General features: G+C 44.7%; 19 protein-coding genes. 3 read left to right on the top strand and 16 right to left on the bottom strand.

The window, feature by feature from the left end:
• Positions 1-501 precede the first annotated feature (501 nt).
• Positions 502-966: a tRNA (uridine(34)/cytosine(34)/5-carboxymethylaminomethyluridine(34)-2'-O)-methyltransferase TrmL gene (gene trmL / locus H509_RS0116670; protein ID WP_028546084.1), complete on the bottom strand. Its 465-nt coding sequence runs from the start codon at positions 964-966 to the stop codon at positions 502-504.
• Between the two features lie 152 nt (positions 967-1,118).
• Here trmL and H509_RS0116665 point away from each other — a divergent pair, with 152 nt between their 5' ends.
• From H509_RS0116665 to H509_RS0116655, 3 genes are all read left to right on the top strand, one after another.
• Positions 1,119-1,580, top strand: a complete 462-nt coding sequence (locus tag H509_RS0116665) for a MarR family winged helix-turn-helix transcriptional regulator (RefSeq protein WP_036697656.1) — start codon at positions 1,119-1,121, stop codon at positions 1,578-1,580.
• Entirely contained in the window at positions 1,577-4,738 is a 3,162-nt protein-coding gene (locus H509_RS0116660; protein WP_028546082.1) for an MMPL family transporter, read from the top strand. Before H509_RS0116665 ends, H509_RS0116660 begins: the two co-directional genes overlap by 4 nt.
• Before the next feature lie 213 nt (positions 4,739-4,951).
• Positions 4,952-5,662: a response regulator transcription factor gene (locus tag H509_RS0116655; protein WP_028546081.1), complete on the top strand. Its 711-nt coding sequence runs from the start codon at positions 4,952-4,954 to the stop codon at positions 5,660-5,662.
• A gap of 273 nt (positions 5,663-5,935) precedes the next feature.
• Here the strand turns inward: H509_RS0116655 and serC are convergent, their stop codons facing one another.
• The 15 genes from serC to thrS form a co-directional block, all read right to left on the bottom strand.
• Positions 5,936-7,030 carry a 3-phosphoserine/phosphohydroxythreonine transaminase gene (gene serC, locus H509_RS0116650; protein ID WP_028546080.1) on the bottom strand — a complete coding sequence of 365 codons (1,095 nt, stop codon included), beginning with the start codon at positions 7,028-7,030 and terminating at the stop codon, positions 5,936-5,938.
• Between the two features lie 337 nt (positions 7,031-7,367).
• A complete protein-coding gene (gene glnA / locus H509_RS0116645; RefSeq protein ID WP_028546079.1) occupies positions 7,368-8,792 on the bottom strand; it encodes a type I glutamate--ammonia ligase in 1,425 nt (474 codons plus the stop codon).
• Positions 8,793-9,080: 288 nt separating this feature from the next.
• Entirely contained in the window at positions 9,081-10,142 is a 1,062-nt protein-coding gene (gene aroF, locus H509_RS0116640; RefSeq protein ID WP_028546078.1) for a 3-deoxy-7-phosphoheptulonate synthase, read from the bottom strand.
• 309 nt (positions 10,143-10,451) lie between these two features.
• Positions 10,452-10,913, bottom strand: a complete 462-nt coding sequence (locus H509_RS0116635) for a DUF2062 domain-containing protein (protein ID WP_028546077.1) — start codon at positions 10,911-10,913, stop codon at positions 10,452-10,454.
• 37 nt (positions 10,914-10,950) lie between these two features.
• Positions 10,951-11,895 carry a 4-hydroxy-3-methylbut-2-enyl diphosphate reductase gene (locus tag H509_RS0116630; RefSeq protein WP_028546076.1) on the bottom strand — a complete coding sequence of 315 codons (945 nt, stop codon included), beginning with the start codon at positions 11,893-11,895 and terminating at the stop codon, positions 10,951-10,953.
• Between the two features lie 59 nt (positions 11,896-11,954).
• The gene (locus tag H509_RS0116625; protein WP_028546075.1) at positions 11,955-13,421 is read right to left on the bottom strand and encodes a sensor histidine kinase; all 1,467 of its coding nucleotides are present in this window, start codon (positions 13,419-13,421) and stop codon (positions 11,955-11,957) included.
• 3 nt (positions 13,422-13,424) lie between these two features.
• Positions 13,425-14,111 carry a response regulator transcription factor gene (locus H509_RS0116620; RefSeq protein ID WP_028546074.1) on the bottom strand — a complete coding sequence of 229 codons (687 nt, stop codon included), beginning with the start codon at positions 14,109-14,111 and terminating at the stop codon, positions 13,425-13,427.
• 157 nt (positions 14,112-14,268) lie between these two features.
• Positions 14,269-15,924 (bottom strand): S1C family serine protease, encoded by a 1,656-nt coding sequence (locus H509_RS0116615; protein WP_028546073.1) that lies wholly within the window; start codon positions 15,922-15,924, stop codon positions 14,269-14,271.
• A 196-nt stretch (positions 15,925-16,120) separates the two neighbouring features.
• Positions 16,121-16,531, bottom strand: coding sequence for a YugN family protein (locus H509_RS0116610; protein ID WP_028546072.1), 411 nt, complete (start codon positions 16,529-16,531; stop codon positions 16,121-16,123).
• Positions 16,532-16,578: 47 nt separating this feature from the next.
• Positions 16,579-17,232 (bottom strand): response regulator, encoded by a 654-nt coding sequence (locus H509_RS0116605; RefSeq protein ID WP_028546071.1) that lies wholly within the window; start codon positions 17,230-17,232, stop codon positions 16,579-16,581.
• 85 nt (positions 17,233-17,317) lie between these two features.
• The gene (locus tag H509_RS25675) at positions 17,318-18,418 is read right to left on the bottom strand and encodes a HAMP domain-containing sensor histidine kinase (RefSeq protein ID WP_051287278.1); all 1,101 of its coding nucleotides are present in this window, start codon (positions 18,416-18,418) and stop codon (positions 17,318-17,320) included.
• A 5-nt stretch (positions 18,419-18,423) separates the two neighbouring features.
• A complete protein-coding gene (gene liaF / locus H509_RS0116595) occupies positions 18,424-19,644 on the bottom strand; it encodes a cell wall-active antibiotics response protein LiaF (RefSeq protein ID WP_425414238.1) in 1,221 nt (406 codons plus the stop codon).
• Between the two features lie 146 nt (positions 19,645-19,790).
• On the bottom strand, positions 19,791-19,928 hold the full coding sequence (locus H509_RS27745; protein ID WP_157277761.1) for a hypothetical protein: 138 nt from the start codon (positions 19,926-19,928) through the stop codon (positions 19,791-19,793).
• Positions 19,929-20,098: 170 nt separating this feature from the next.
• Positions 20,099-20,959: a 3D domain-containing protein gene (locus H509_RS28675; RefSeq protein ID WP_028546069.1), complete on the bottom strand. Its 861-nt coding sequence runs from the start codon at positions 20,957-20,959 to the stop codon at positions 20,099-20,101.
• Between the two features lie 198 nt (positions 20,960-21,157).
• Complete coding sequence (gene thrS / locus H509_RS0116580; protein ID WP_028546068.1) at positions 21,158-23,122, bottom strand: threonine--tRNA ligase; 1,965 nt, start codon at positions 23,120-23,122, stop codon at positions 21,158-21,160.
• Positions 23,123-23,455: the final 333 nt, after the last annotated feature.

Here is a 23,455-nt window from a genome sequence, read left to right as displayed (position 1 = left end):
ACCTCTCTTGTATATTCGTCTCCTCATGATTACCCTAGAGAACTCTGCCCCTATACCCTATTATTTTCGCTGTATTATTCATAATTCCTGCTGAAAACTGTCAAAATAATTAGTTTTTATTCAGTTACTGTCATAAAGTTGTTTTTGCCTTTTGACTTCCCCTGCTGTGCTACATGCTAAATCAGATCCATTGCTGATCAAGCAAAATACAGCCAATCACAACTGATTGGCTGTATGCGTATGGATGCAAATGAGAAACGAATTGACAAGCCCTGCCGAATTCGGATTATTGACCACCATATAATTATAGGCTGCGTCCGTTATACTAGGTCTATATGTAGTCTTATCCGTTGTCTTATTATACACAGGCCCCATACGAGACCAATCTCAACGATTACGACTCCTGACTTATCACAGCTAGTCTACTCATCATCCTAAGGCTGGCATAACAATCCCCTGCATCGCATATATTCGTTACGCCGCTCACAACAGTTGCAACACTTATTCCATGCCTGGATAATCCAGCTGTCTTAACGCTTCATATACAATAATGGCTGCCGAATTCGATAAGTTTAGCGAACGTACATTATCAGTCATCGGCATCCGAATGCAAGTCTCACGATTAGCGGCAAGTAATGGTTCTGGTAATCCCTTTGTTTCTTTGCCAAATACGAAGAAATCCCCATCCCTATACTCAAAGTCGCTATATCGCTTGTCCGCCTTTGTTGTCGCATAAAAAAAACGCGATTCCGCGTAACGATCCCGCAATTCAGCAAACGAATCATAATATTCGATGTGAACGGAATGCCAATAATCTAAACCTGCACGCTTTAATGTACGATCATCCGTATTAAATCCGAGCGGTCTGACCAAATGAAGATGAACGTTTGTTGCTGCGCATGTTCTTGCAATATTACCTGTATTCGCCGGAATTTCCGGTTCCACGAGTACGATATGTAGAGCCATCTGATGTGTCACCTCACAATTATTCCTTTCTATTATACACCAAACTGAGATTTGCCAAATAGCTCTGCCTAAGCGGTACCATTTGACAACCAAAATTGCTCGCGATATAGTTCTATTATCGAACTATTTGATAATAGAACTAATTAGAAGGGATGAAACTTTCCTTGACCTTTAATCCACAACAACTCATTCAACGTTATATGTCTGCGCAATCTACAGTCATGAAACAGTTATTTCAACAGCTTGACCAATCCACACCTAACATGATGACACCTGAACAGTTCCAAACCATATGTATTATTTATGATCATGGAACATGCACCCCAACTTGTCTCGCAGACACACTCATGGTCGGCAAAAGCTCAGTTACCGCTATTGTCAGCCGCTTGGCCGGCAGAGGGCTAGTGGAACGAACTCGTGATGATTCGGACAGAAGACAAGTTTACTTGTCACTAACGGAAACAGGTCAGGAGACATATCAGCAAATGTCTGCCAAAGTGCAAGCGATCGTATCTTCTTATTTAACTTATTTTCAAGAAGAAGAAATTGAATCGTTTATTAGTAAGTTTGAACGATTGGCTAAATTAATGGTAGAAGGAAGTGACACCCGATGAGAACCATATTAAAAGCAAGATGGGCCATTATAGCCATTTGGATTGTGGCAGCCATCGCCTTGTTTATGACGGCCCCTTCCCTTGGTGAACTTGTAAAGGAGAAGGGAACTATTCGTGTACCAGATGGTTATTCCTCAGCCAGAGCTCAAGAAATTATGGATGAGGTAGCTGCATCAAGCGGAAATGCTCACAAATCTCAAATTGCACTGCTGTTCCATAACCCGAATGGACTGTCTGCGGAAGAGAAACAAGAGGTCAATAACACATTAACAAAGCTTGCTGAGAGTAAAACAAAACTTCATATTATATCCTTGCTTAACCCTTTCGAACAGCCTGAATTAGCAGATAAACTCATATCCAAGGACGGCAAAACGATTTTAACCTCCCTCACCATTGACACAGGCAGTGTCAGTTCACAAGGGGTAAAGACCGAAATCTCGTCATATTTGAGCGACGTTAAAGTTGAGCATTACATGACAGGCCGACAGCAGATTGATCACGATCAGATCGAAAGCTCACAAGCTGGCTTGAAAAAGTCGGAGTCTATTACTGTTGTTTTTATTTTACTCATCCTATTTATCGTATTTCGGTCGTTTGTAGCTCCTTTTATTCCGTTATTAACGGTAGGGCTAAGCTACATCGTATCCCAATCCATCGTCTCTTTTCTGGTTGACAGTGCCGATTTCCCGTTATCTACTTTCACCCAGATCTTTATGGTTGCCGTGCTCTTTGGTATAGGCACTGATTATTGCATACTGCTAATTAGCCGCTTTAAGGAAGAGCTCACCCAGCACGAGGATACTTGGGAAGCGATTATCGCTACCTATCGTACCGCTGGCAAAACGGTATTGTTCTCCGGACTCGCCGTATTGGTTGGTTTTTCCGTTATTGGCTTGTCACAATTCATCCTGTACCGTTCTGCGGTTGCGGTTGCCATTGGCATAGCTGTCATGATGCTTGCACTTGTAACAGTAGTGCCCTTCTTTATGGCGGTGCTGGGCAAAAAGCTTTTTTGGCCAACCAAAGGGTCGCTAGAACATAAGGAAAGTCGTATTTGGGGCGCTGTGGGCAGCTTCTCCCTCAAGCGTCCGCTAGCCGCCTTCTTAATTGTTGCTGCTGCCACCGTACCGTTTCTGATCACCTACAGCGGACAGGTTTCTTTTAATAGCCTGGAAGAGATTGGTGATAAATACGAATCTGTTAAAGCCTTTAATCTTATTTCGCAAAGTTTTGATCCAGGAGAATCGATGCCGACTCAAGTCGTAATTAAAACGGCCAATCCCCTAAAGGAAACCGAGTATATGGCATTAGCGGAGAAAATGAGCCGTGAAATTTTGAAAGTGGACGGCGTATCAGCCGTGCGCAGCTTAAGTCGACCTGCTGGTGATGAAATTCAGGACTTCAAAGTTACTGAGCAAGTAAAAAGTTTAGAGAGTGGTCTGACAGAAGGAAACAAAGGTATTAATGATATCAAGTCAGGACTGTCTGACGCTAATAGCCAATTATCAAAAAATGAGCCGCAATTAAAACAAGCCGCATCCCGTACAGGTCAGTTGACGGATGGCACAAAACAATTAAAATCTGGCATTACTCAACTGCAAGGCGGGCTTTCGCAAATCCAGAAAGGGATAGCTGACGGTTCCTTAGGAGCCGGGCAGCTCAAGCAAGCATTGCAGCAAGCTAAAGCAAGCGCACAACAACTTACACAAGCTCATGAGAAGCTGCTGCAAAGCTATCAGCAGCTGGGTGGTGGACTTACGCAGATAAGCACAGGCCTAACTCAAATGCAGCAGCAAGTAGAGGGCGCAGCCCAATCGCTGCAAGGGCTCGAACAGCATTTTACCAGCTTGCAAAGCCGCTACCCTGAGCTGCTGCAGGACCCGGATTATGTGACGATACATGCAACCGTCACCCAATCAAGCAAGGGTATTAGCCAGCTTGGCGCTGGTTTAGGTCAAGTACACAACCAGATGCAGCAAATCAATGTGGGCATGAAGCAAGCAAACGACGCCTACACACAAGCTGCCGCTGGTCAGAAGTCGCTTGCAAGCGGGCTTGAACAGCTGATTGTCGGAATTAGCAAGCTGGAATCAGGCTTAAAGCAAGCGGCTGTAGGTCAAAACCAGATTATCGGCAAACTGCCTAGTATCGTACAAGGACTTGAGCAGCTTCAAGCAGGTCAAAGTCAGATCGGTCAAGGGTTCACTCAACTGACAGGCCAATTGACGCAGCTCACCAACGGCTTGCAAAAGAGCGTGGATGGTCTGTCACAAATATCAGAGGGGCTGCATTCAGCCAACCATTATTTACAACAAGTCGGAAGTACAGCTGACAAAGAATTAGGAGGCTGGTTTGTTCCTGAGGAAGTTGTACAGAACAAACCATTTAAGCAGGCGCTAGATTTATACTTGTCTGCTGACCGCAAAGTAATGACACTAGACGTCGTTTTCGGCATGAATCCTTATGGGACCAAAGCTATTGATTCCGTAAAAGAAGTGCAAGCGGCTGTCGATCGAGCTGTCAAAAATACAAAGCTTGAACAATCCGATATCGCCATAGGCGGCGTATCCAGCACTTTTGCCGACCTCAAGCAAATTTCTGGTGAAGATTACACCCGCACGGTAACACTAATGCTGATCGGCATATTGTTCATTTTGATCCTGTTGTTCCGTTCTATCGTGATGCCGCTTTATATTGTTGCATCTTTGCTGTTGACCTTCTTTACTTCGATGGGGATAACCGAGCTTGTTTTTACAAACATACTAGGTTATTCAGGTGTGACATGGGCAACTCCATTTTTTGGATTTGTCATGTTGATGGCACTTGGCGTTGATTACAGCATCTTTTTAATGGATCGTTTTAATGAAAATAAACATTTAAGTGTGAAGGATGCAATTTTGTTTGCTATGCGTAATATGGGCCCGGTTATTATATCCGCCGTTATCATTCTGGGAGGTACGTTCGCTTCTTTCTATCCTTCAGGCGTACTGTCGATGATGCAAATAGCAACTGTCGTGCTTTCTGGGTTATTGCTTTACACCTTCCTGCTGCTTCCATTTTTCGTGCCAGTTATGGCAAAAATGTTTGGCGCAGCCAATTGGTGGCCGTTTGCTCCCAAATTAGAGCACACTGACAAAAGTCAAAAAATAAGCGCGTAAGTGGCAATGCTTATGTGAACTAGGGGTAAGCAAGCATGGGCTCAGGCTCTGCATGCTCGCCCCTGTTTTTTGCGATTTTTTTGCTATTAAAATGACATATTTTACACCCATTTTACGTTAGTTTAATATGACGCTGATAAACAGGATGCATAATAAGAGTATCAACTGCAACTCAAGCCTAAATTATGAATGTAAACACTGGGGAGGTACGTGATGAAGTCCAAAATACTGGTCGTCGATGATGAGCCATCCATCTCGACTTTGATTGAATACAACTTAAAATTAGCCGGTTATGACGTGTTGTGCGTTTACGACGGAGAAGCCGTATTTGATGTTCTTTCCACGTTCCGCCCTGATCTAATCGTATTGGATCGCATGCTTCCGAAAAGTGATGGACTTGAAGTATGCCGCAAGCTAAGAGATCACCAAAACATGGTGCCTGTTATTATGCTAACGGCGATGCAAGACGTTGGCGACAAAATTGCAGGTCTTGATAATGGCGCTGACGATTATATGACTAAGCCTTTCAGTCCGCAAGAGCTTATATCCCGCATCCATGCTGTAATGCGTCGCATCCAATCACTCCCGCCTTCAGACGACGGACGAATATATAGTATCGGGCATTTGAGTGTGTTAGCCGATCAACGTGAAGTTATGCTTGATGGGCGTTCCGTAGAGTTAACGCCTAAGGAATTTGAGTTGCTCGTGTTCCTTTGCCGCCATCGCGGAAAAGTGCTCAGCCGCCAGCAACTGCTGCATGGCGTATGGGACTATCATTTCTTGGGTGATACTCGAATTGTGGACGTGCACATTAGCCATCTTCGCGATAAGCTGGAGAAAAATGCGCGCAATCCAGAATACATCATGACGATTCGGAACGTTGGTTATAAGCTGACAGAACCGTCCAAGAAACATTTGGCCTAATTGTAAACTATTTTTGTCCTTATACGTACTCCTCTCATTTTCGATATGAAGCCCGTTGGCCCCCCCGAGCCAGCGGGTTTCTTTTTTTATTTCAGTACACCACATTGTATTTACCATCTCAACACATCTCGTCCTTGTGCTTGTAAGTATGTGACTTCATGAGTGTCCCCTTAAACAGCAAATGACCCGATAAGGAGAAGCTGCCAATAGTAGCAGACATCCTCTTTCGGGCCACTGAAAAGAACAAATCAAATAGCTTAGTCTATTATGGTGTTAGCTGTTCTTCTGTTGAAAGTCGTTCATAAACTGGCTCAAAGCAGCACAGTTCTCATGTGGAACGGCATTATAAATTGATGCACGCAAGCCGCCAACACTGCGATGACCCTTGAGACCGATAAAACCAGCCTGCTCCGCTTCCTTAGCAAACAGCTTCTCCAGCTCTTCCGATGCTAAGCGGAACGTTACGTTCATACGAGAACGGCTATCTACGGCTGCAACCCCCTTGTAGAAGCCACTGCTGCCATCGATTGCATCATAGATCAGCTTTGCTTTTGCTTCGTTAGCTGCTTGCATCGCTTGTAAGCCGCCACGTTCTTTAATCCATTGCAGAACTAAATTAACAATGTATACGGAGAATGAAGGTGGAGTGTTATACAAGGAATTGTTTTTCTGATGAATGCTATACCGCAGCATCGTAGGGATCGTCTTCGGACTGTTCGTTAACAATTCTTCCTTTGCAATTACTACAGTTACACCTGAAGGACCTAGATTTTTCTGTGCACCGGCATAGATCATACCAAACTGCGACACATCAAGCGGGCGACTAAAAATATCACTGGACATATCTGCAATCAAAGGAACATCACCCGTATTCGGAAATGCTTGAAATTGTGTCCCTTCAATCGTCTCATTCGACGTGACATGCACATAAGCGGCATGCTCAGGCACTACAATGTCAGCCACCGCAGGTACACGTGTAAATTGATCCGCCTCTGTAGAAGCGATAACTTGTGTTTCCCCTACCAACTCCGCTTCCTTAATGGCCTTTACCGCCCAGCTTCCCGTATTAACATACGCACCGATCTTGCCTGGTGTCAGCAAATTCATCGGAATCATGGCAAACTGTGTGCTGGCTCCTCCTTGCAGAAACAGTACATCGTAGCCATCTGGAACGCCTAGCAACTCCTTCAACAGGTCCTTCGCTTCATTGTGTACACCCTCATAGACTGGTCCACGGTGCGACATTTCCATGATCGACATACCGTTGTTGCGGAAATCGACGAATTCCGCCTGGGCACGCTCCAATACTTCGAGTGGCAATGCTGCCGGTCCCGCATTAAAGTTGTAAGCTCGTTGACGTTGTTCCATAAGGTTCTCCCCACCTTCATCTTATTTCTCATCTCATATTTGCATCATACGCATGAAATATTATTTGTAATGATAGCAGGTAACGCATTCCCTATCAAGTTAATAGTACGAAAAAAACCGACTAATTTGAATGATTTCATTCGGAAATGGGGCTTTTTATTTACAATTTCAAAGTTATTCCTGTTACTTTCACACCATTTTAACAGAAGATTGTGAAACTAAACACATTTTATTTTTCCTCAACACGCTTTGTAACCGCTATTTTGTACCACCTTCCTCGCAAACAGAAACAGGCAAAGCGCTCCGCTAAAGGTGCACTCTGCCTGTTAAGTTGTAATTAGCAATCGAAATAAAGACTGTACTCTTGCGGATGAATTCGAATCGATACCGATTTAGCTTCCGAACGTTTAACCGCAATATAGTTATCGATGAAGTCTTTAGTAAATACGCCACCGTCCAGCAAAAATTCATGGTCAGCCTCAAGCGCATCTAGCGATTCTTCCATCGTTCCTGGTACACTGCGAATTTCTCTTTTGTCTGCATCGGACAATTCGTAAATATTTTTATCAAATGGGCCGTATCCTAGCGCACTTGGATCCAACTTACGCTTGATGCCATCCAGTCCAGCCATCAACATTGCTGCAAATGCCAAGTATGGGTTAGCTGTGGAATCTGGCGTGCGGAACTCTATACGACAACCTTTAGGCGTAACAGCAGCCACCGGGATACGTACCGCTGCGGAACGGTTCCCCTTGGAAAACACCAAGTTAACCGGAGCCTCATAGCCAGGTACTAGACGCTTAAAGGAGTTCGTGCTCGGATTTGTAATGGCAAGCAGCGCAGGTGCATGGTGCAAAATACCGCCTATATAATGTAATGCCATTTCACTCAGGTTGGCATAACCACCTTTTTCGTAGAACAATGGCGTGTCTCCATCAAAGATCGATTGGTGAACGTGCATGCCGCTGCCATTATCTCCAAACAATGGTTTCGGCATAAATGTGGCTACCTTGCCGAACTGGCGAGCCGTATTGTGTACGATGTATTTATATTTCATCAAATTATCAGCCGTGCTCGTTAGCGTATCAAAGCGGAAGTTGATCTCGCCTTGACCCGCTGTAGCCACTTCATGATGGTGACGTTCCACGCGCAAACCTGCTTCTTGAAGCAATCGGCACATTTCACTGCGCAGATCCTGCTGTGTATCAACTGGAGCTACTGGTACATATCCGCCTTTTGTGCGTACCTTAAAGCCCAAGTTGCCGCCTTCCTCTTTCCGGTTTGTGTTCCAGGAAGCCTCTTCGGAATCTACATAGAAGGAAGAGCTATTCATAGAAGTTTCATAACGAACATCATCAAAAATAAAGAATTCGGATTCAGGGGCAAAATAAGCAGTTGTACCTACACCAGCCGTTTGCAGAAACTCCTCTGCTTTCTGAGCGATGCTACGTGGATCACGCTCATAACGTTCTCCATCTGGGGTATGAATGTTACACATGACGATTAATGTGGCGTGTGCTGTGAATGGATCAACATATACTGTCGCTGTATCCGGCATCATAACCATGTCGGACTCTTCAATACCACGGAAGCCTTGAATGGAGGAACCGTCAAATGCTACACCGTTAACAAACGTATCTGCGTCTACTTCCGTTGCTGGCAAGCTAATGTGGTGAGCCTTGCCGCTCAGATCCACAAAACGAAAATCTACATACTCAATCTTTTTTTCCCGAATCAATTCCAACACTTGGTTCACCGACATGTTAATTCCTCCCCAAAATCCGAACATTAACCGTTCAAAAGACGTTTATTGTTCAACATCGTTTTTATATTGTTGTCATTATAAATCCAGAAATTCGATCTCGTCAATACTTATGTCAGGTATTTTTTTGTTTTATGTAAGGTATGCTGACATCAATGAAATAGTTACCTTTTATCCTTTAAAATGTAATTTGAATCATAAGCCTTATAAGCGTTTCAGCATACAAAAATAACCGCCCTTGGCTGCTGCCAAACACGGTTATCATAAAATATAATATATTCGTACCTTTTATTTCTTCCAACTTTCAAATGCAGATGCAGGTTCCTTGGCTGTTGCAAAGGTACTGCCACATAGCGGTGCTAACTGTTCCAGTTCTTTTAGCAGACGTGCGAATTGATCAGGGAACAACGATTGCACACCATCACCCGTCATTGAATTGTCAGGATCTGTATGCATCTCAATGATAAGTCCATCCGCACCAGCAGCTACCGACGCTTTAGTCATCGGTTCAACGAGTTCACGTCGTCCTGTTCCGTGGCTAGGATCAGATATAACAGGCAGGTGAGTCAGAGACTTCATAACTGGAATAGCGCTAAGATCCAGCGTGTTGCGTGTGTACCCCTCGAATGTTCGAATACCACGCTCACATAACATAACGTTTGGGTTTCCTCCTGCCAAAATGTATTCCGCCGCATTCAGCCATTCATCATAAGTGCTGCTGAAGCCACGTTTCAACAGGACAGGTCGATTCGTCTCCCCAAGCTTACGCAGCAGATCAAAGTTCTGCATGTTCCTTGTGCCTACCTGCAAAATATCGGCATACTCGGCACACACATCTACATATTCCGGTGTCATTACTTCCGTTATTGTAAGCAATCCATGCTTGCGTCCTGCCTCAGCCATCATGATCAAACCTTCTACGCCTACCCCTTGGAAGCTGTAAGGACCTGTCCGTGGTTTAAAAGCCCCACCCCGCAAAATTTGACCGCCGGCTGATTTGACCAGACGAGCAATCTCATCAATCTGCTCTGCGGATTCCACCGCGCAAGGTCCACCCATTACAACAAGTTCGCCGCCTCCGATACGTACGTCACCGATCTCGATAACAGTATCAGCTGGATGGAAGTCACGACTTGCTAACTTGTAGGACTTCGATATTTTCACAACATTTTCTACGCCATGCAATTGACGCAGATGTTCTGCCATTGGAGGTTCTACAGTACCAATAATACCAATAACGGTACGATCTGTACCTTTAGAAATGTGGGCTTGCAGCCCTTTTCCTTCAATATAACTAACAATCTCCCCCATGCGGGCTTCCGATGTATGATTGGATACGATAACGATCATAGCATTCCCATTCCCTTCTTTTGCTTCTTTACTTAAACGCTTGTTCGCGTCTATGCTTTTATCCGTTAAAGAAATGATACCTCTATTTATGCTTTTCGTCAAGACTATTCCCTCCTACCTATCCATGTCATCCTCTCAATTGTGAACACGCCGTCATAATTAATATGTAATCACACGGTTATACATCTAGTTTCACAGCTATGAAAAAAACGGTCGCGCAGCACAGGGATCATATCCCTGTGCTGCACGGCCCGTTTTTCTATACGCTTTGCCCTCTATTATCCTGAATTAACTTATCAAAGTATCAGCTTACATTGGCATACGTTGCAATCTTCGTTTCTCACGACGACGATGTTGCAGCAATTCCAGCCCTTTCTTGACAGGCAAATACATCATAAAGGCTAAAATACATCCGTCAATGATCCCACCGACAATAAGATGCAAATTAATAGTCATGAGATGGTTCAGCCAATGCGGTATTCCATGAAAATGAACTACAAAATGTTCGGGCAGCAGCCAGTGACCCACTCGTTCATTTAGCACAGCCACCGGAATATAAATCATTTTACCAAAAATAAATCCAATCAGTGCCGAAGCCATCCGCCCGCGCAGCATATAAACAAACGGAAAAATTAAAAAAAAGGCTAGACCCGCTGTCGGCAGCGTAAACATTTCAATGGCAAGACCAATGCTGAAACCTTTCGCGACAGCAGAAGCACTGCCGTTAGTCCGCATAAGCTTAAGTGTCTGATATTTGAACCATCTTTTCATGACAGACCTCTTTTCGGCGCCCTAGTTGTTGCAAAAATTAAGATTTGTCGCGGAGCCGAGGAAGCAGCTTACTCATATTGACGGTCCGCTTCTTCTCCCATGTGGATTCATCAGCTGGATCGTACTGCTCCAGAAACTGCACCACTTCCTTCGTAATTGGACTAGGTGTAGACGCACCTGACGTCACTCCTACGACCTCAATGTTGTTCAGCCACTCCAAATTCAACTCTGACAAGTCCGAAATACGATGAGCAGGCACTCCCGCTATTTCTTCTGAAACTTGTGCCAAGCGATTCGAATTGTTGCTGCGCGGATCACCTACCACAATGAGTAATTCACATGCATGTGCTTGATCAGCAACAGCCTGCTGCCTTTCTTGTGTTGCCATACATATTTCATTGTGGATTTCGGCTGTTGGAAACTTCTGAATGAGTCGATTCATAATATGCTTAATATCCCATTGGCTCATCGTTGTCTGATTCGTAATGATGATTCGATCCGTATCAAGCGCTAACGTTTCGATTTCTTCTTCTCTTTCAATCAAATGAACATGAGCAGGAGCTACACCAATTGCACCTTCTGGCTCCGGATGACCCTTCTTGCCGATATAAATAATGTCATATCCGTCGGCTGTCTTCTCACGAATCAAGTCATGTGTACGTGTCACGTCTGGGCATGTCGCATCAACAGTAGTTAAGCCTTTCTCCCTTGCCTTGCGGCGCACTTCAGGGGAAACACCATGAGCTGTAAATATGATTGTTCCTTTATCTACTTGATCCAAAATATCCATACGGTTTGCACCATCCAGCGTAATAATACCTTCGCCTTCAAATGCATCTGTGACATGACTATTATGCACGATCATACCTAATATATAAATCGGTCGCGGCAAGTCCAGATTGCGGGCCGTCTGCTGCGCGATAACCATCGCATCCACAACACCATAACAATACCCTCGCGGCGTTATTTTATGAACCTTCATGATGCACCTACTTTCTAAACGGATAAGATCCAGTATCACTATTTTTGAATACTTCTCTATTATACTGGATCTACCTTATCCACGTCGACAACTGCAAGCGGCAACCAAATCAGGAAGGTTGTCCCTTCACCGGGTTTAGTCACAACCTCGACAGAGCCTTTGTGTTCATCGATAATCCATTTCGCGATCGATAACCCCAATCCTGTTCCAGACGTTACCCCTCGCGAGACGTCAGCCCGATAGAAGCGCTCGAAAATATACGGTACTTCCTTCTCGTTCATGCCTATGCCGGTATCTTTAATCTTGATCCCTACTTGACGGTCCAAGACGACAGCGCTTAAGATGACAGAACCGCTTTCGGTATATTTAAATGCATTTTCAATAAAAATGAACAGCATTTGCTGCAAATAATCTTTGTTGCCATACACAGCCACTTCCCTCAGACTTGCGTCCTCCTCAATCACCCAATCCGCCTTGCGCGGCAAAAATTGGGCACGGCGTACAACGTCGTCAAGCAGCGGCTTTAAATCCAAATACTGCTTCTCCATCGTATATCCTGCATCTGCGCGGGCAAGTGACAACAAATCGTTCACCAGTCTAGTCATCCGCCGTGATTCATCTGCGATATCGCTAAGCGCCTCAAGCGACATGACCTCACGCTCTTGCGCTGAAAGCGCAGTCGCTTGGGACTGATTCACCCACATTTTCTCGAGAAGGTCTACATTCCCCCGAATTGTCGTTAACGGTGTGCGCAGCTCGTGTGAAGCATCAGACACGAATCGCCGCTGCGCACGGTACGCTTCATCAAGCTCATTGTAGAACGTTTCCATCCGGCCTAGCATGCTATTGATCGTCTCTGTAAGCTGTCCAATCTCATCTTCTGGCGCGCCTTCACGCGGAATACGCATGCTGAGGTCTGTCCCTTTCTGAATCCGATTGGTCGCTTTAATGACGTTCTCAATTGGCCTTAGTGACTTTTGAGCTAGAAAAAGGCCTAAGGAGAAAGCCAGCACAACTGTCACCATCGATGAAATGATCAGAATACTACGTAATTCCCTGAAAAATCTAGCTTCTTGTCCCGTATAAGATAGTACCTGAATTGCGCCTACAATCTGACTCTTAATCGTAATCGCCTGTTCATAAATAAGAAATTCATTACCGCGAATATCAACAGTCCGATAGCCGTCTCGAATGTCGCGCGGGGACTTCGGTGGTTTAAGCTCTATACGACTTGCAATCATTTCGTCGGACTTCTTGACGCTTCCGTTCGTATAATTGGTCAGCTGTGTAAACAATGCCTCATTAACAAGTCGATTAGCATCCCTAGGCGTTACGTCAAAGTCCAGACCATTTTGAAAGTCCAGCGTCGGAAGAATGGTGATCTGATTCACCGTGTCACTAATACGCTGTTTGATATCCCCGTATATTTTGTAATCAACGAATGTATAGATGGAAATTCCGAACAAAAACAACGTAAACGCCAATAACGCGGAATACCAAACGGTCAGCCGAAGACGAATCGACATCCGTTATGTGTCCCCTCTCAACACGTAGCCAGTACCACGAATCGTCTGTATAATTCGTTTTCCGCTATGTTCTTCTGTTTTTTGTCTTAACATTGCAATATACACTTCGAGTACGTTGGACTCACCACTATAGTCGTAACCCCAAATTTTCTCCATAATGACATCACGAGGAAGCACTCGCTTCGGGTTCTGCATAAACAGATGCAACAGCTCAAACTCCTTCGCTGTTAACTCAATCATATGATTGCCGCGTTTAACTTCACGTGTATGCAGATCCAATAACAGGTCCTCGTATGCGAGACGATGGTTGCCACCTTCGCTGTCTGTCCGACGTCTAAGCAAAGCCCGAACACGTGCAAGCAGTTCCTCCAAGGCAAATGGCTTGACCAAATAATCATCCGCCCCTAAGTCCAACCCTTTCACGCGATCTTGCACTTCATCTTTAGCCGTTAACATTAATACAGGCACAGAGCTACCCGCCTCTCTCATCCGGCGCACTACTTCCCAGCCATCTACTTCTGGCATCATCACGTCTAGCACAAGCAAGTCCGGCTCACGCACAATCATCTCCCGTAGTCCCTCTGTCCCGTTAGAAGCCGTATTCACTTCAAAGCCTTCAAAGACAAGGCCTCGGCGGAGCATGGACGTAATCTTCTCATCATCATCTACGATTAAAATGTAAGAGCGCATGTTCAGGCCGTCATCCTTTCACCGTTCCATCTTATTAAATCTATTGTACCACGGACACGTCCATTTCAGAAAAGGAAGCGAAGAAAGTGCAATCCTTTCTTCGCTTCCTAGTTCTACTATTGTGTTTCCAATACTACATCGTCCTCACAGCCTATTATTAAGGCTGTTCAATATTTTCGAATTTATTTTTATCACCAATCGTTACTTTAACGTCCATCTTCTTGCCATCACGATACACCTGGAACGAGACTACATCCCCGACTTTTTTCTTCTGGATCGCCTCAATTAGTCCCTCTTTATTAGTTACAGCATGGCCCTCCATGCCCGTAATGATATCATAAGCACGCAAGTCCCCTTTATAAGCAGGTGAACCATAGATCACGTTGGCTACCAACGCACCGTCCATGCTTTCGACACCGATTTTTTTAGCGATCTCATCTGTCATCGTCATTAAAGTAGCACCGATGAACGGACTTGGCTCTTTAGGAATTTCTTTGTTTGCTTTTAAGTTCTCAACCACTTTGTTGATTACGTTCGATGGAATCGCAAATCCAATACCTTGTGCTTGCTTGCTCACCGCAACGTTCATTCCGATTACTTCGCCTTTCATATTTAGCAGCGGACCACCCGAGTTGCCTGGATTAATCGAAGCGTCCGTTTGCAGCAAATGTTCATATTGGCGTGTCGTGCCATTATCATCAATATTAATTGAACGTTCTTTTGCACTTAATACGCCTGTAGTTACCGTATGATCAAAGCCTGACGGGTTACCAATAGCAACCAACTGCTCCCCTACTTGTGCCCCATCTGAATTCCCAAGCTTTAACGTTGGAAAATCCTCGCCTTTAATTTTGAGAACAGCTAGATCAAGGTCTTGGCTCTTACCGAGCACCTCTGCTTCGAGCGGCTTCTCATACCCTTCGACGGTAACTTGAACCATTTCTCCGCCTTCAACCACGTGATTGTTCGTTAAAATATATCCGCTCTTATCAAAAATAAATCCCGTTCCGATGCCAAGCGGCTGTAATTCAGATTTAGGAGTTGTGCCTTCCGAACGATTATTGCCACCATTTCCTCCATTACCGCCGTAGTTGTCACCGAAAAATTGCTTAAAGAACGGATCATCCATCCAAGGGTTCGAATAGCCTCCACCTCCGCCTCTTCGTGCGGAAGCATATGTCTCGATCTTAACAACTGCTGGACTGGCCGACTTGGCAACCTCTGCTACCGACGCAGCTCCATTTGGAAATGGGGTTGGTGTATTGTTCACAACTGTCTGCGCTGCCTCACTGGAATGGTTGTTAGAGCTCGCTGCTTCACCCGTAAACAAATTCGTACGGTCCGCTGCATACATCAAGGATGTGATGACGATCATTCCCGCCATAAAGGAAGCAAACATAGCCTTAAACGACGTCCCCTTACGCTGAGGCTTCTGATTGTTAAAATTCCAGTTCCCTGGCGGCGCGATCCCCGATCCCCCGTTTGATCCGTCTGCTGAACCACCACCATATTGATTAAAGGATTGACGTGTCGCACTTGAAAACGGCAGTGGCTTCACTGGATTAGGCGGTGTAACTTGCACATCACTGGATGCGCCGTATGCATCTCTTGACGTTGTAGATGCTGTGTCTTCCGAATTAACCGACTGATAAGGACCATAGGCATAGTAGTAGGATGAATGTCCTTGTTGCGTATCACTTTGCTTGCCTGCTGCTTGCTCTTGTTCCGCCTGATGCTGCTCATTAGATGCTTGAGCTGATGTATGTTTCAGTTCCGATTCGGAATTAGAAAATGGTTTGCGATTGTCTTCCATAAAGAACCCCTCCCACGATGTTCGATATCAATTTTGATATTCTCTATAACGTTATGTTCCTATCTTGCACTCTCAACCTTAAACTTACCTTAAAAACAACATAAAACACAATAAAACCTCATTGATCAACAAAAAAACAGCTCATCTCTCCATCTCTATAAGCTTGAGATAGAAGATAAGCTGCTTTCAAGTGGTATTATTTGTTCAATTTGTATTCAATCTGCAAGATGAGCTGTCGGCCCGCCTTCCATTCTTCATCGGACACTTCAGCATCAGGCTGTACAGGCGTTTGGAATTGATCGATCAGTGCGCCCATCAGGTGCATTTCTGCATGGGGATCATTGCCTCGCTGCACCACATGTTTCAGGACCAATGGACTATGCAGCTCGATAATCGTTTCATTATCTGACTCTGCGTCAAAGGGGCCATCAATCGCTAGAAATGGGATACGTACAACAACATCCTCGTGTGTCTCCACTGACTTGTCAAAGCTGCCGCCTTTATAATTCCAATTTCCTCCGACTGCGAATCCACATGATTCTAATACTTCCTTAATTCCATCATATCGATATTGACGTCCAGAAATCGAACTATCTATTTCACGCATGCTGACAACCTTCTTCCTAATGATAGTTACCATTAGGATGGTTCAACTTAACTTAATTTAACCCATCCTTTTCGATGAGCGTATACAGCCAATTGCGTACGATCCTGCATCTCACATTTCATAAGAAGATTGGAGACATGCGTTTTTACCGTTTTAATGCTAATATGAAGCTCATCCGAAATATCTTTATTAGATTTGCCGTCTGCAATAAGGAGAAGCACTTCTTTCTCGCGCTCCGTTAAGCCCTCATCATCAGGTCGTGCAGCACGTTTACGAAGTCCACGTGTTAATGCCTGTGACACTTCTCCGCTCATTACAGGCATTCCACGAAAAGCACCTCGTATCGCATAAATAAGATCTTCTGCCGATACGGTTTTGAGCACATAACTTGTTGCTCCCGCTTGGATTGCAGCGACAACCTGCTCATCTTCCATAAAGCTCGTCAGCATAACGATCCGAAGCTTAGGATATTTTAAAATGAGCTGTCTAGTAGCCTCAACTCCGTCCATATCCGGCATCATCAAGTCCATCAGCACTAGATCCGGCAGCGCATCACTTCGTTTGCTAATTTGCTCAATTGCATCTAAGCCTCCGCTTGCTTCCCCAATCACATCAATATCAGGATCAAGCATCAAGTATGTCTTCAAGCCGAGTCGAACCATTTCGTGATCATCTACGAGAAACACGGTCATCTTACTCATTTGCTTCCCCCTCCATCTAGCTCCATCCCTGCTCCCAATTGCACAACAATTACGGCATATTGATCATTCGCTTTGTCTACTTCATTTACTCCTTAACTTTATTTAGTCCATTTACTTCAATTACTTCATTTATGTTAGCTGCTTCAATTGATTCCGTTTCTTCAAATAAAGGGATGTGTACCCGTATCGTCGTGCCTGCACCCGGTTGGCTAACAAGGTCCATATGCCCACCTAACTTGTCCACACGTTCCCGCATCGTGGATAAACCGTAACTGCCTCCGTGCGCAGTCTTGTTCATATCAAACCCTCTGCCATCATCCGCGACTACAAGTACAATCCGGCTATCTGTTTCCTGCATCGTCAATGTCACTTGCCTTGCTTGTGCATGCTTCACAACATTAGCCATTGCTTCTTGAATCATCAAAAAGCATTGATGTTCCTTCACTTCCGATAAACCTTCATGCAATTGGATGTCGATCTTGCCCTTCAGTCCGTTCTGATTGCAATAGTCAGGGAACCAGCGCTCCAGCGCTTCCTCCAACGTTTTGCCATCTAATTCGATCGGACGCAGTTGCGCGATCAGCCCCCTCATCTGCCGCTGCGCGATATGAGACATCTGAATCAGTTGCTCGACGACTACCTTGGCACGGTTCATGTCCAGTTCCATCACCTTTGGTAAAGAAGAAGAGGACATATGCAACGCAAAAAGCTGCTGGCTGACCGTGTCATGCAGGTCACGCGCCAGCCGCTTCCGCTCTTCTTGAACAATCGCTTCGCTTTCTCGCTCCCAATCAATCGTCTGCTGCTCAGACAGCTTTTGCAGCAGACGTAATTTATGCTCCATCGTTTGCATCATCGCATTAAAATCAGAATAGAGTCGGGCGAAAGAAGCGTCCTCATCATCAGGAATTCGAGCGGACCAATTTCCTTTGGTCACTTGCATCATGCTTAAATGAAGTACATCCAACCTTCGCTGCAAGCGAACACCTGATATATATCCAGTAATCGCCGACACAATAAGCACTGTGATAATGCCATACAACCACCAATTTAAGCCGCTGCCCCATTCTCCACCGTGAACTAATCCGAACCAGAGCACACTAATGATGACACACCCAGATATGATAAAAGTGAATAGCAGCTCCCACTTTGCACTCCGAGCATTCCGAAACCACTTCATCACCATTCGTTCTACCCTACCCTCATCACTTTGACATCACCGATAAACGTACTTACAATAATGCGCACTTTTTTGCCCGCCTCGTAAAACTGAGGTGTTTCTGCTTGTACATTACGAAGGAAGCCGCCCTCTTCCATATCCAATACACGCACATCACCGATAAAGGAGGTCGAGGTGACAACTACACCCAAATCCACATCATTCGGAATGTATACCTTTACATCGCCAACAAAGCTTGAGATGTTAATTTTGGTTTCGCCGTAAGAAATTTGAGCTTTGGTCAAATCAAGCGTCGTGTCTCCGATAAAATGAGACACATTCATCGGCTTCAGTTCCCAAAAATCCTGCCCCATATGAATGTCACCAATAAAACCTGATTTGTTCACAACGGTACGATGCTTGCCAAACAAAGGTTCACTGTACATACGACCTTTATCCGCATCAGAAGTTGTATATTGTTTATGTGGTTCTGCATTAAAATCATATTGATGTGGATCTGTTCCTACATTTGAATGGTCGGTTGTCTTATTGCTACTAGACTGCTTGTTAGGTGCGGAGTAATCAACATCTTTAAAAGGGTCTGGATAGTTGCTGTAGTCAGGATATTCGGTAACGTCCTCATTCCCCTTGTTACAACCAGACTTCCATTGCTGCTTTTGAGCTGCTTTCCATTCTTTGCGTTTGACTTTCCATTCCTCCCGATTGGCTTTCCATTCATTGCGGCTGTGCCCTTGGTAACGTGAATGTCGAGGACGGAACAAAATAAAAATCCCCCCTACGATAAGCGCAAACGGAAATGCAAGCTTGATAAAATCTCCCATCGATAACGTCACAATATCTAGGTTCCTCAATAAGAAATAAACACCAACCCCTAATGGGAACACACCCCAGAAACCACCTTGCAACAACCCGCTAATTCCTACAAATATGACGATGAGTGGCCAATAGGTGCTTATTAAATCACCAATATTAAATGATACGTAGCCCCATTGCTGTAACAGAAACATAAGTCCGATACAGATTAGTACGAAACCGCCAAACCATCTTCCGCGATTGTACTCATTCATTTTAATCCCTCGCTTTATTATGCTATGCTGCATTCGATTTACTGTGTTATCTATACTTATACTTGTATTGTAAAGGAAATATAAGCTGCCGCATAGCGCCGAGGGATTGAATCCGTTCTCAGTCTCCAGACGGAGAAGATGGTAAATCAGACCATTGTGTATCATAATGATAAATGCAATGTTCGTATAGAAAGCAGATGATGTTAACGAAAAAAAGCTGTCTTTTGGTCATCTGTTGATGACTTTTAAGACAGCCTATTACCTCAATCATTTATATGGCACGTGGTACGTTAACATCCATGCTGCGTGTATTATTGTTGCTGCGGCTTTTGAGATTGCCCTTTAGCAGGCTTGTTGGCTACATTGGATACCCCTGCTGCCTCAGCAGCAAATTCAGCATTAAACGTTTGGTTAGCACCCAATTTACTTTTTTTGTTGTTTTTACCCATCTAGTGTCACCTCCTATACGATCACGCTGTTCTAATACCTAGCATTCGAAGTACACTTTCGTGCCTCCATCAAGTATTATGCGAATCGTATAGCCGCAATATACGATCAACCATTTGGTGTAATTAACCGTTTATTGCCATTCATATGCGTCTTCAACAGTTGACGGGACCTACAGAGGTTTTTTCGGTATGCCACGATGTTTGACAACCGTTTCGTTAAGCTGGTTTAGCCATTTCTCTGTCACTTTGCCCTGACCGAGCTGAATGACTTGAACCTCTACTTCTTTTTTACCCCATTGCTTATAAACCTGCTTCGTTGTATCAAAATAAAGATCTAATTTCTTCCCCTTAATTTTCGAGCCAATATCTGCGACTATACCATATCCGTACCCTGGAATATACAGAATAGTCCCCAGCGGGAACACGGACAAATCTGCCGCAATTGTAGACACATAGTCACGTCGTACTTTTACACCGGAATAGGTAATGCCATACTCAGGATGCCCTGGTTTCTTCCCAGTTGACTCGATTCCTGCGGTATAACCGGTGGCAACCACCGTCACTTCCTTTTCAACCTGCGCTTGCACAGGTGCATACAGCTCATCGTTATAAAGCAAGCGGCCACTAGTCGATACAGCTTGATCCGTATTTTTCTTTGGTGCAGCAGCAGATTTATGTTGCGTGTCTACGTATACAAACAGGTTCGATTGCGTTACGGTCAAATGGTTAACTTTCATACTACTTACTGTATTTTGTTGCAGATGACGAACTGCACCGTGTTCAGTCACATGGTTGGCATAGAACCATTTTCCAATCGTATTCCATGCTAGCTGCTCACGCTGATGCTGCGTCATCATACTATGTGTAATGTGTGCTGCTTGGACTTGAGCATACGGCTCACTCACCAAGCTCACGCCTAATACTACCAACATACAGCACACCCACAACGACAGCCTGTTCACTTTCACGATGATGTCACTCCACACAGTTGATGTTCTTTGTTTACTACCATTCATACGTACTGTAAACATATGGTCACTCCTCCCTAGTGGGAAGGATGTCCAGCACCATTTTCTTTTATTCATTTTCGACAAAAAAAGAACACCTGCGACATTAAAAGATGTGCTAACAAAAAATGCTCGACCATATGCCAATAGCATAGGTCGAGCATTAATCATGAGCAGCGTACAGGATCATTCCTAACGAACAGTTCTGCGTCTACTCAATATTTATTCTTCTTCTGCTTTTACTTCCGGCATTTTACGTGTACGAATTTCTTCGTTCAGCATGGCAACAGCATCGGCCACCGACATCATACCGAGATCACCATGACCGCGTTTACGAACAGATACTGCACCGTTATTTTTCTCATTTTCGCCTACTACGAGCATGTAAGACATTTTCTCGAGCTGTGCCTCACGAATCTTATAACCAAGCTTCTCGTTGCGTAAATCCGCCTCTACACGAATACCTGCTTCGCGCAACTGCTCTTCGACTTCCTTAGCATACTCTTCATAGTTCGGTGAAACAGGCAAAATCTTAGCTTGCACTGGCGACAACCAAAGCGGCAATGCACCCGCAAAGTTCTCAAGCAAGAAAGCCGTCATACGTTCCATCGTACTAATGATGCCGCGGTGAATAACTACCGGGCGGTGCTTCAGTCCATCTTCACCCACATATTCCAGTTGGAAACGTTCTGGCAGCAGGAAGTCCAGTTGTGCCGTTCCAAGTGTTTCTTCCTTGCCGAGTGCAGTCTTGATTTGGACGTCTACTTTAGGTCCGTAGAAGGCCGCCTCTCCTTCTGCTTCAAAGAACGGCAAGCCCATCTCTTCCACAACCTCACGCAGCATACGCTGCGACATTTCCCACATCGCATCGTCTGGGAAATACTTTTCCGTATCCTGCGGATCACGGTAGGACAAGCGGAAACGGTACTCTTTAATGCCGAAGTCCTCATACACTTTGCGCAGCAAGTTGATGACTCGTGCGAACTCTTCTTTGATCTGATCTGGACGACAGAATATGTGCGCGTCGTTTAGCGTCATCGCTCGTACGCGATGCAAGCCAGTTAACGCCCCTGACATCTCATAACGATGCATCATACCTAGTTCTGCGATACGAATAGGCAGATCGCGATAACTGCGCATATCGCTCTTGTAAACCATCATATGATGCGGACAGTTCATCGGTCGAAGCACAAGTTCCTCATTATCCATCACCATCACAGGGAACATATCCTCTTGATAGTGCTCCCAGTGACCGGAAGTTTTGTACAAATCTACGTTAGCCAAGACAGGTGTATACACGTGGTTGTAGCCAAGACGTTCCTCCATGTCTACAATATAACGCTCCATCGTACGACGAAGTGTAGCCCCATTAGGAAGCCAGATCGGCAGACCTTGTCCCACTTCACGAGAAAATGTGAAGATTTTCAACTCTTTACCGAGCTTGCGGTGATCACGTTTCTTTGCTTCTTCCAAATAATGAAGATACTCATCAAGCTGCGCTTTCTTGACAAACGCCGTTCCATAAATACGCTGCAACATTTTGTTCTTCGCATCGCCTCTCCAGTAAGCGCCTGCCAGATTAAGCAATTTAAATACTTTCAGCTTAGCTGTGCTTGGCACGTGTGGTCCGCGGCATAAATCGAAAAACTCGCCTTGATCGTAGATCGTAAGCTCTGAATCCGCAGGAAGATCGTTAATTAGTTCTAATTTTAAAGGGTCACCAATCTCTTCATAAATACGAAGCGCTTCTTCACGCGAAACGACACGACGACGAATCGGCAAGTTCTCGTTTACGATACGCTCCATTTCTTTTTCAATCTTAACGAGATCCTCAGGCGTCAGCGATATGTTCATATCGATATCGTAATAGAAACCTTCTTCAATGACAGGTCCGATACCAAGCTTGACGTCGGCATCCTTATACAATCGCTTAATCGCCTGTGCCATTAAATGTGCTGAGCTGTGACGAATAACTTCTAATCCCTCTTCTGAATCAGGCGTTACGATGGCAACAGCCGCATCTTCCTCAATTGGCGTGTACAGGTCAACCACTTTTCCATTCAATTTACCCGCTACTGCATTTTTCTTTAGCCCGCTGCTAATGGATGCTGCTACATCTTCAATTGTTGCTCCGCGTTCGTACTCACGAACAGCACCATCTGGTAAAGTTACTCGTATCATAGACATGTATGAGCGCCCCCTTATTTATACTGATTGATATCATGTTATAAAAAACAAAAAAACACCCGCCCTTATAAGAAGGGACGAGTGTTGTTGTTTATACCCGTGGTTCCACCCTCATTTGAATGATTCCACTTGTGCCCTTGCGGCACAACTGTGCGCTTGACACACTTCTTAGCCAGTGTGGCGACGGAATCAATCCTTGAGTCATTCGCTAACGAGAATGAATCGTTGAATGATACTGAATACGACAGCCTATGTATAAGCTGGTGATCGTTCCCATTCAAAGCTCTAAAGGGGTAAATGCATATGCGTACCGAAGGGAATTCCAGCCTAGTT

The organism is Paenibacillus taiwanensis DSM 18679, from assembly GCF_000425125.1.
In the GTDB taxonomy this organism is placed as follows: domain Bacteria; phylum Bacillota; class Bacilli; order Paenibacillales; family Paenibacillaceae; genus Paenibacillus_B; species Paenibacillus_B taiwanensis.
The sequence above is the reverse complement of the archived record's forward strand: the minus strand, read 5'-3'. Positions and strand labels throughout refer to the sequence as shown.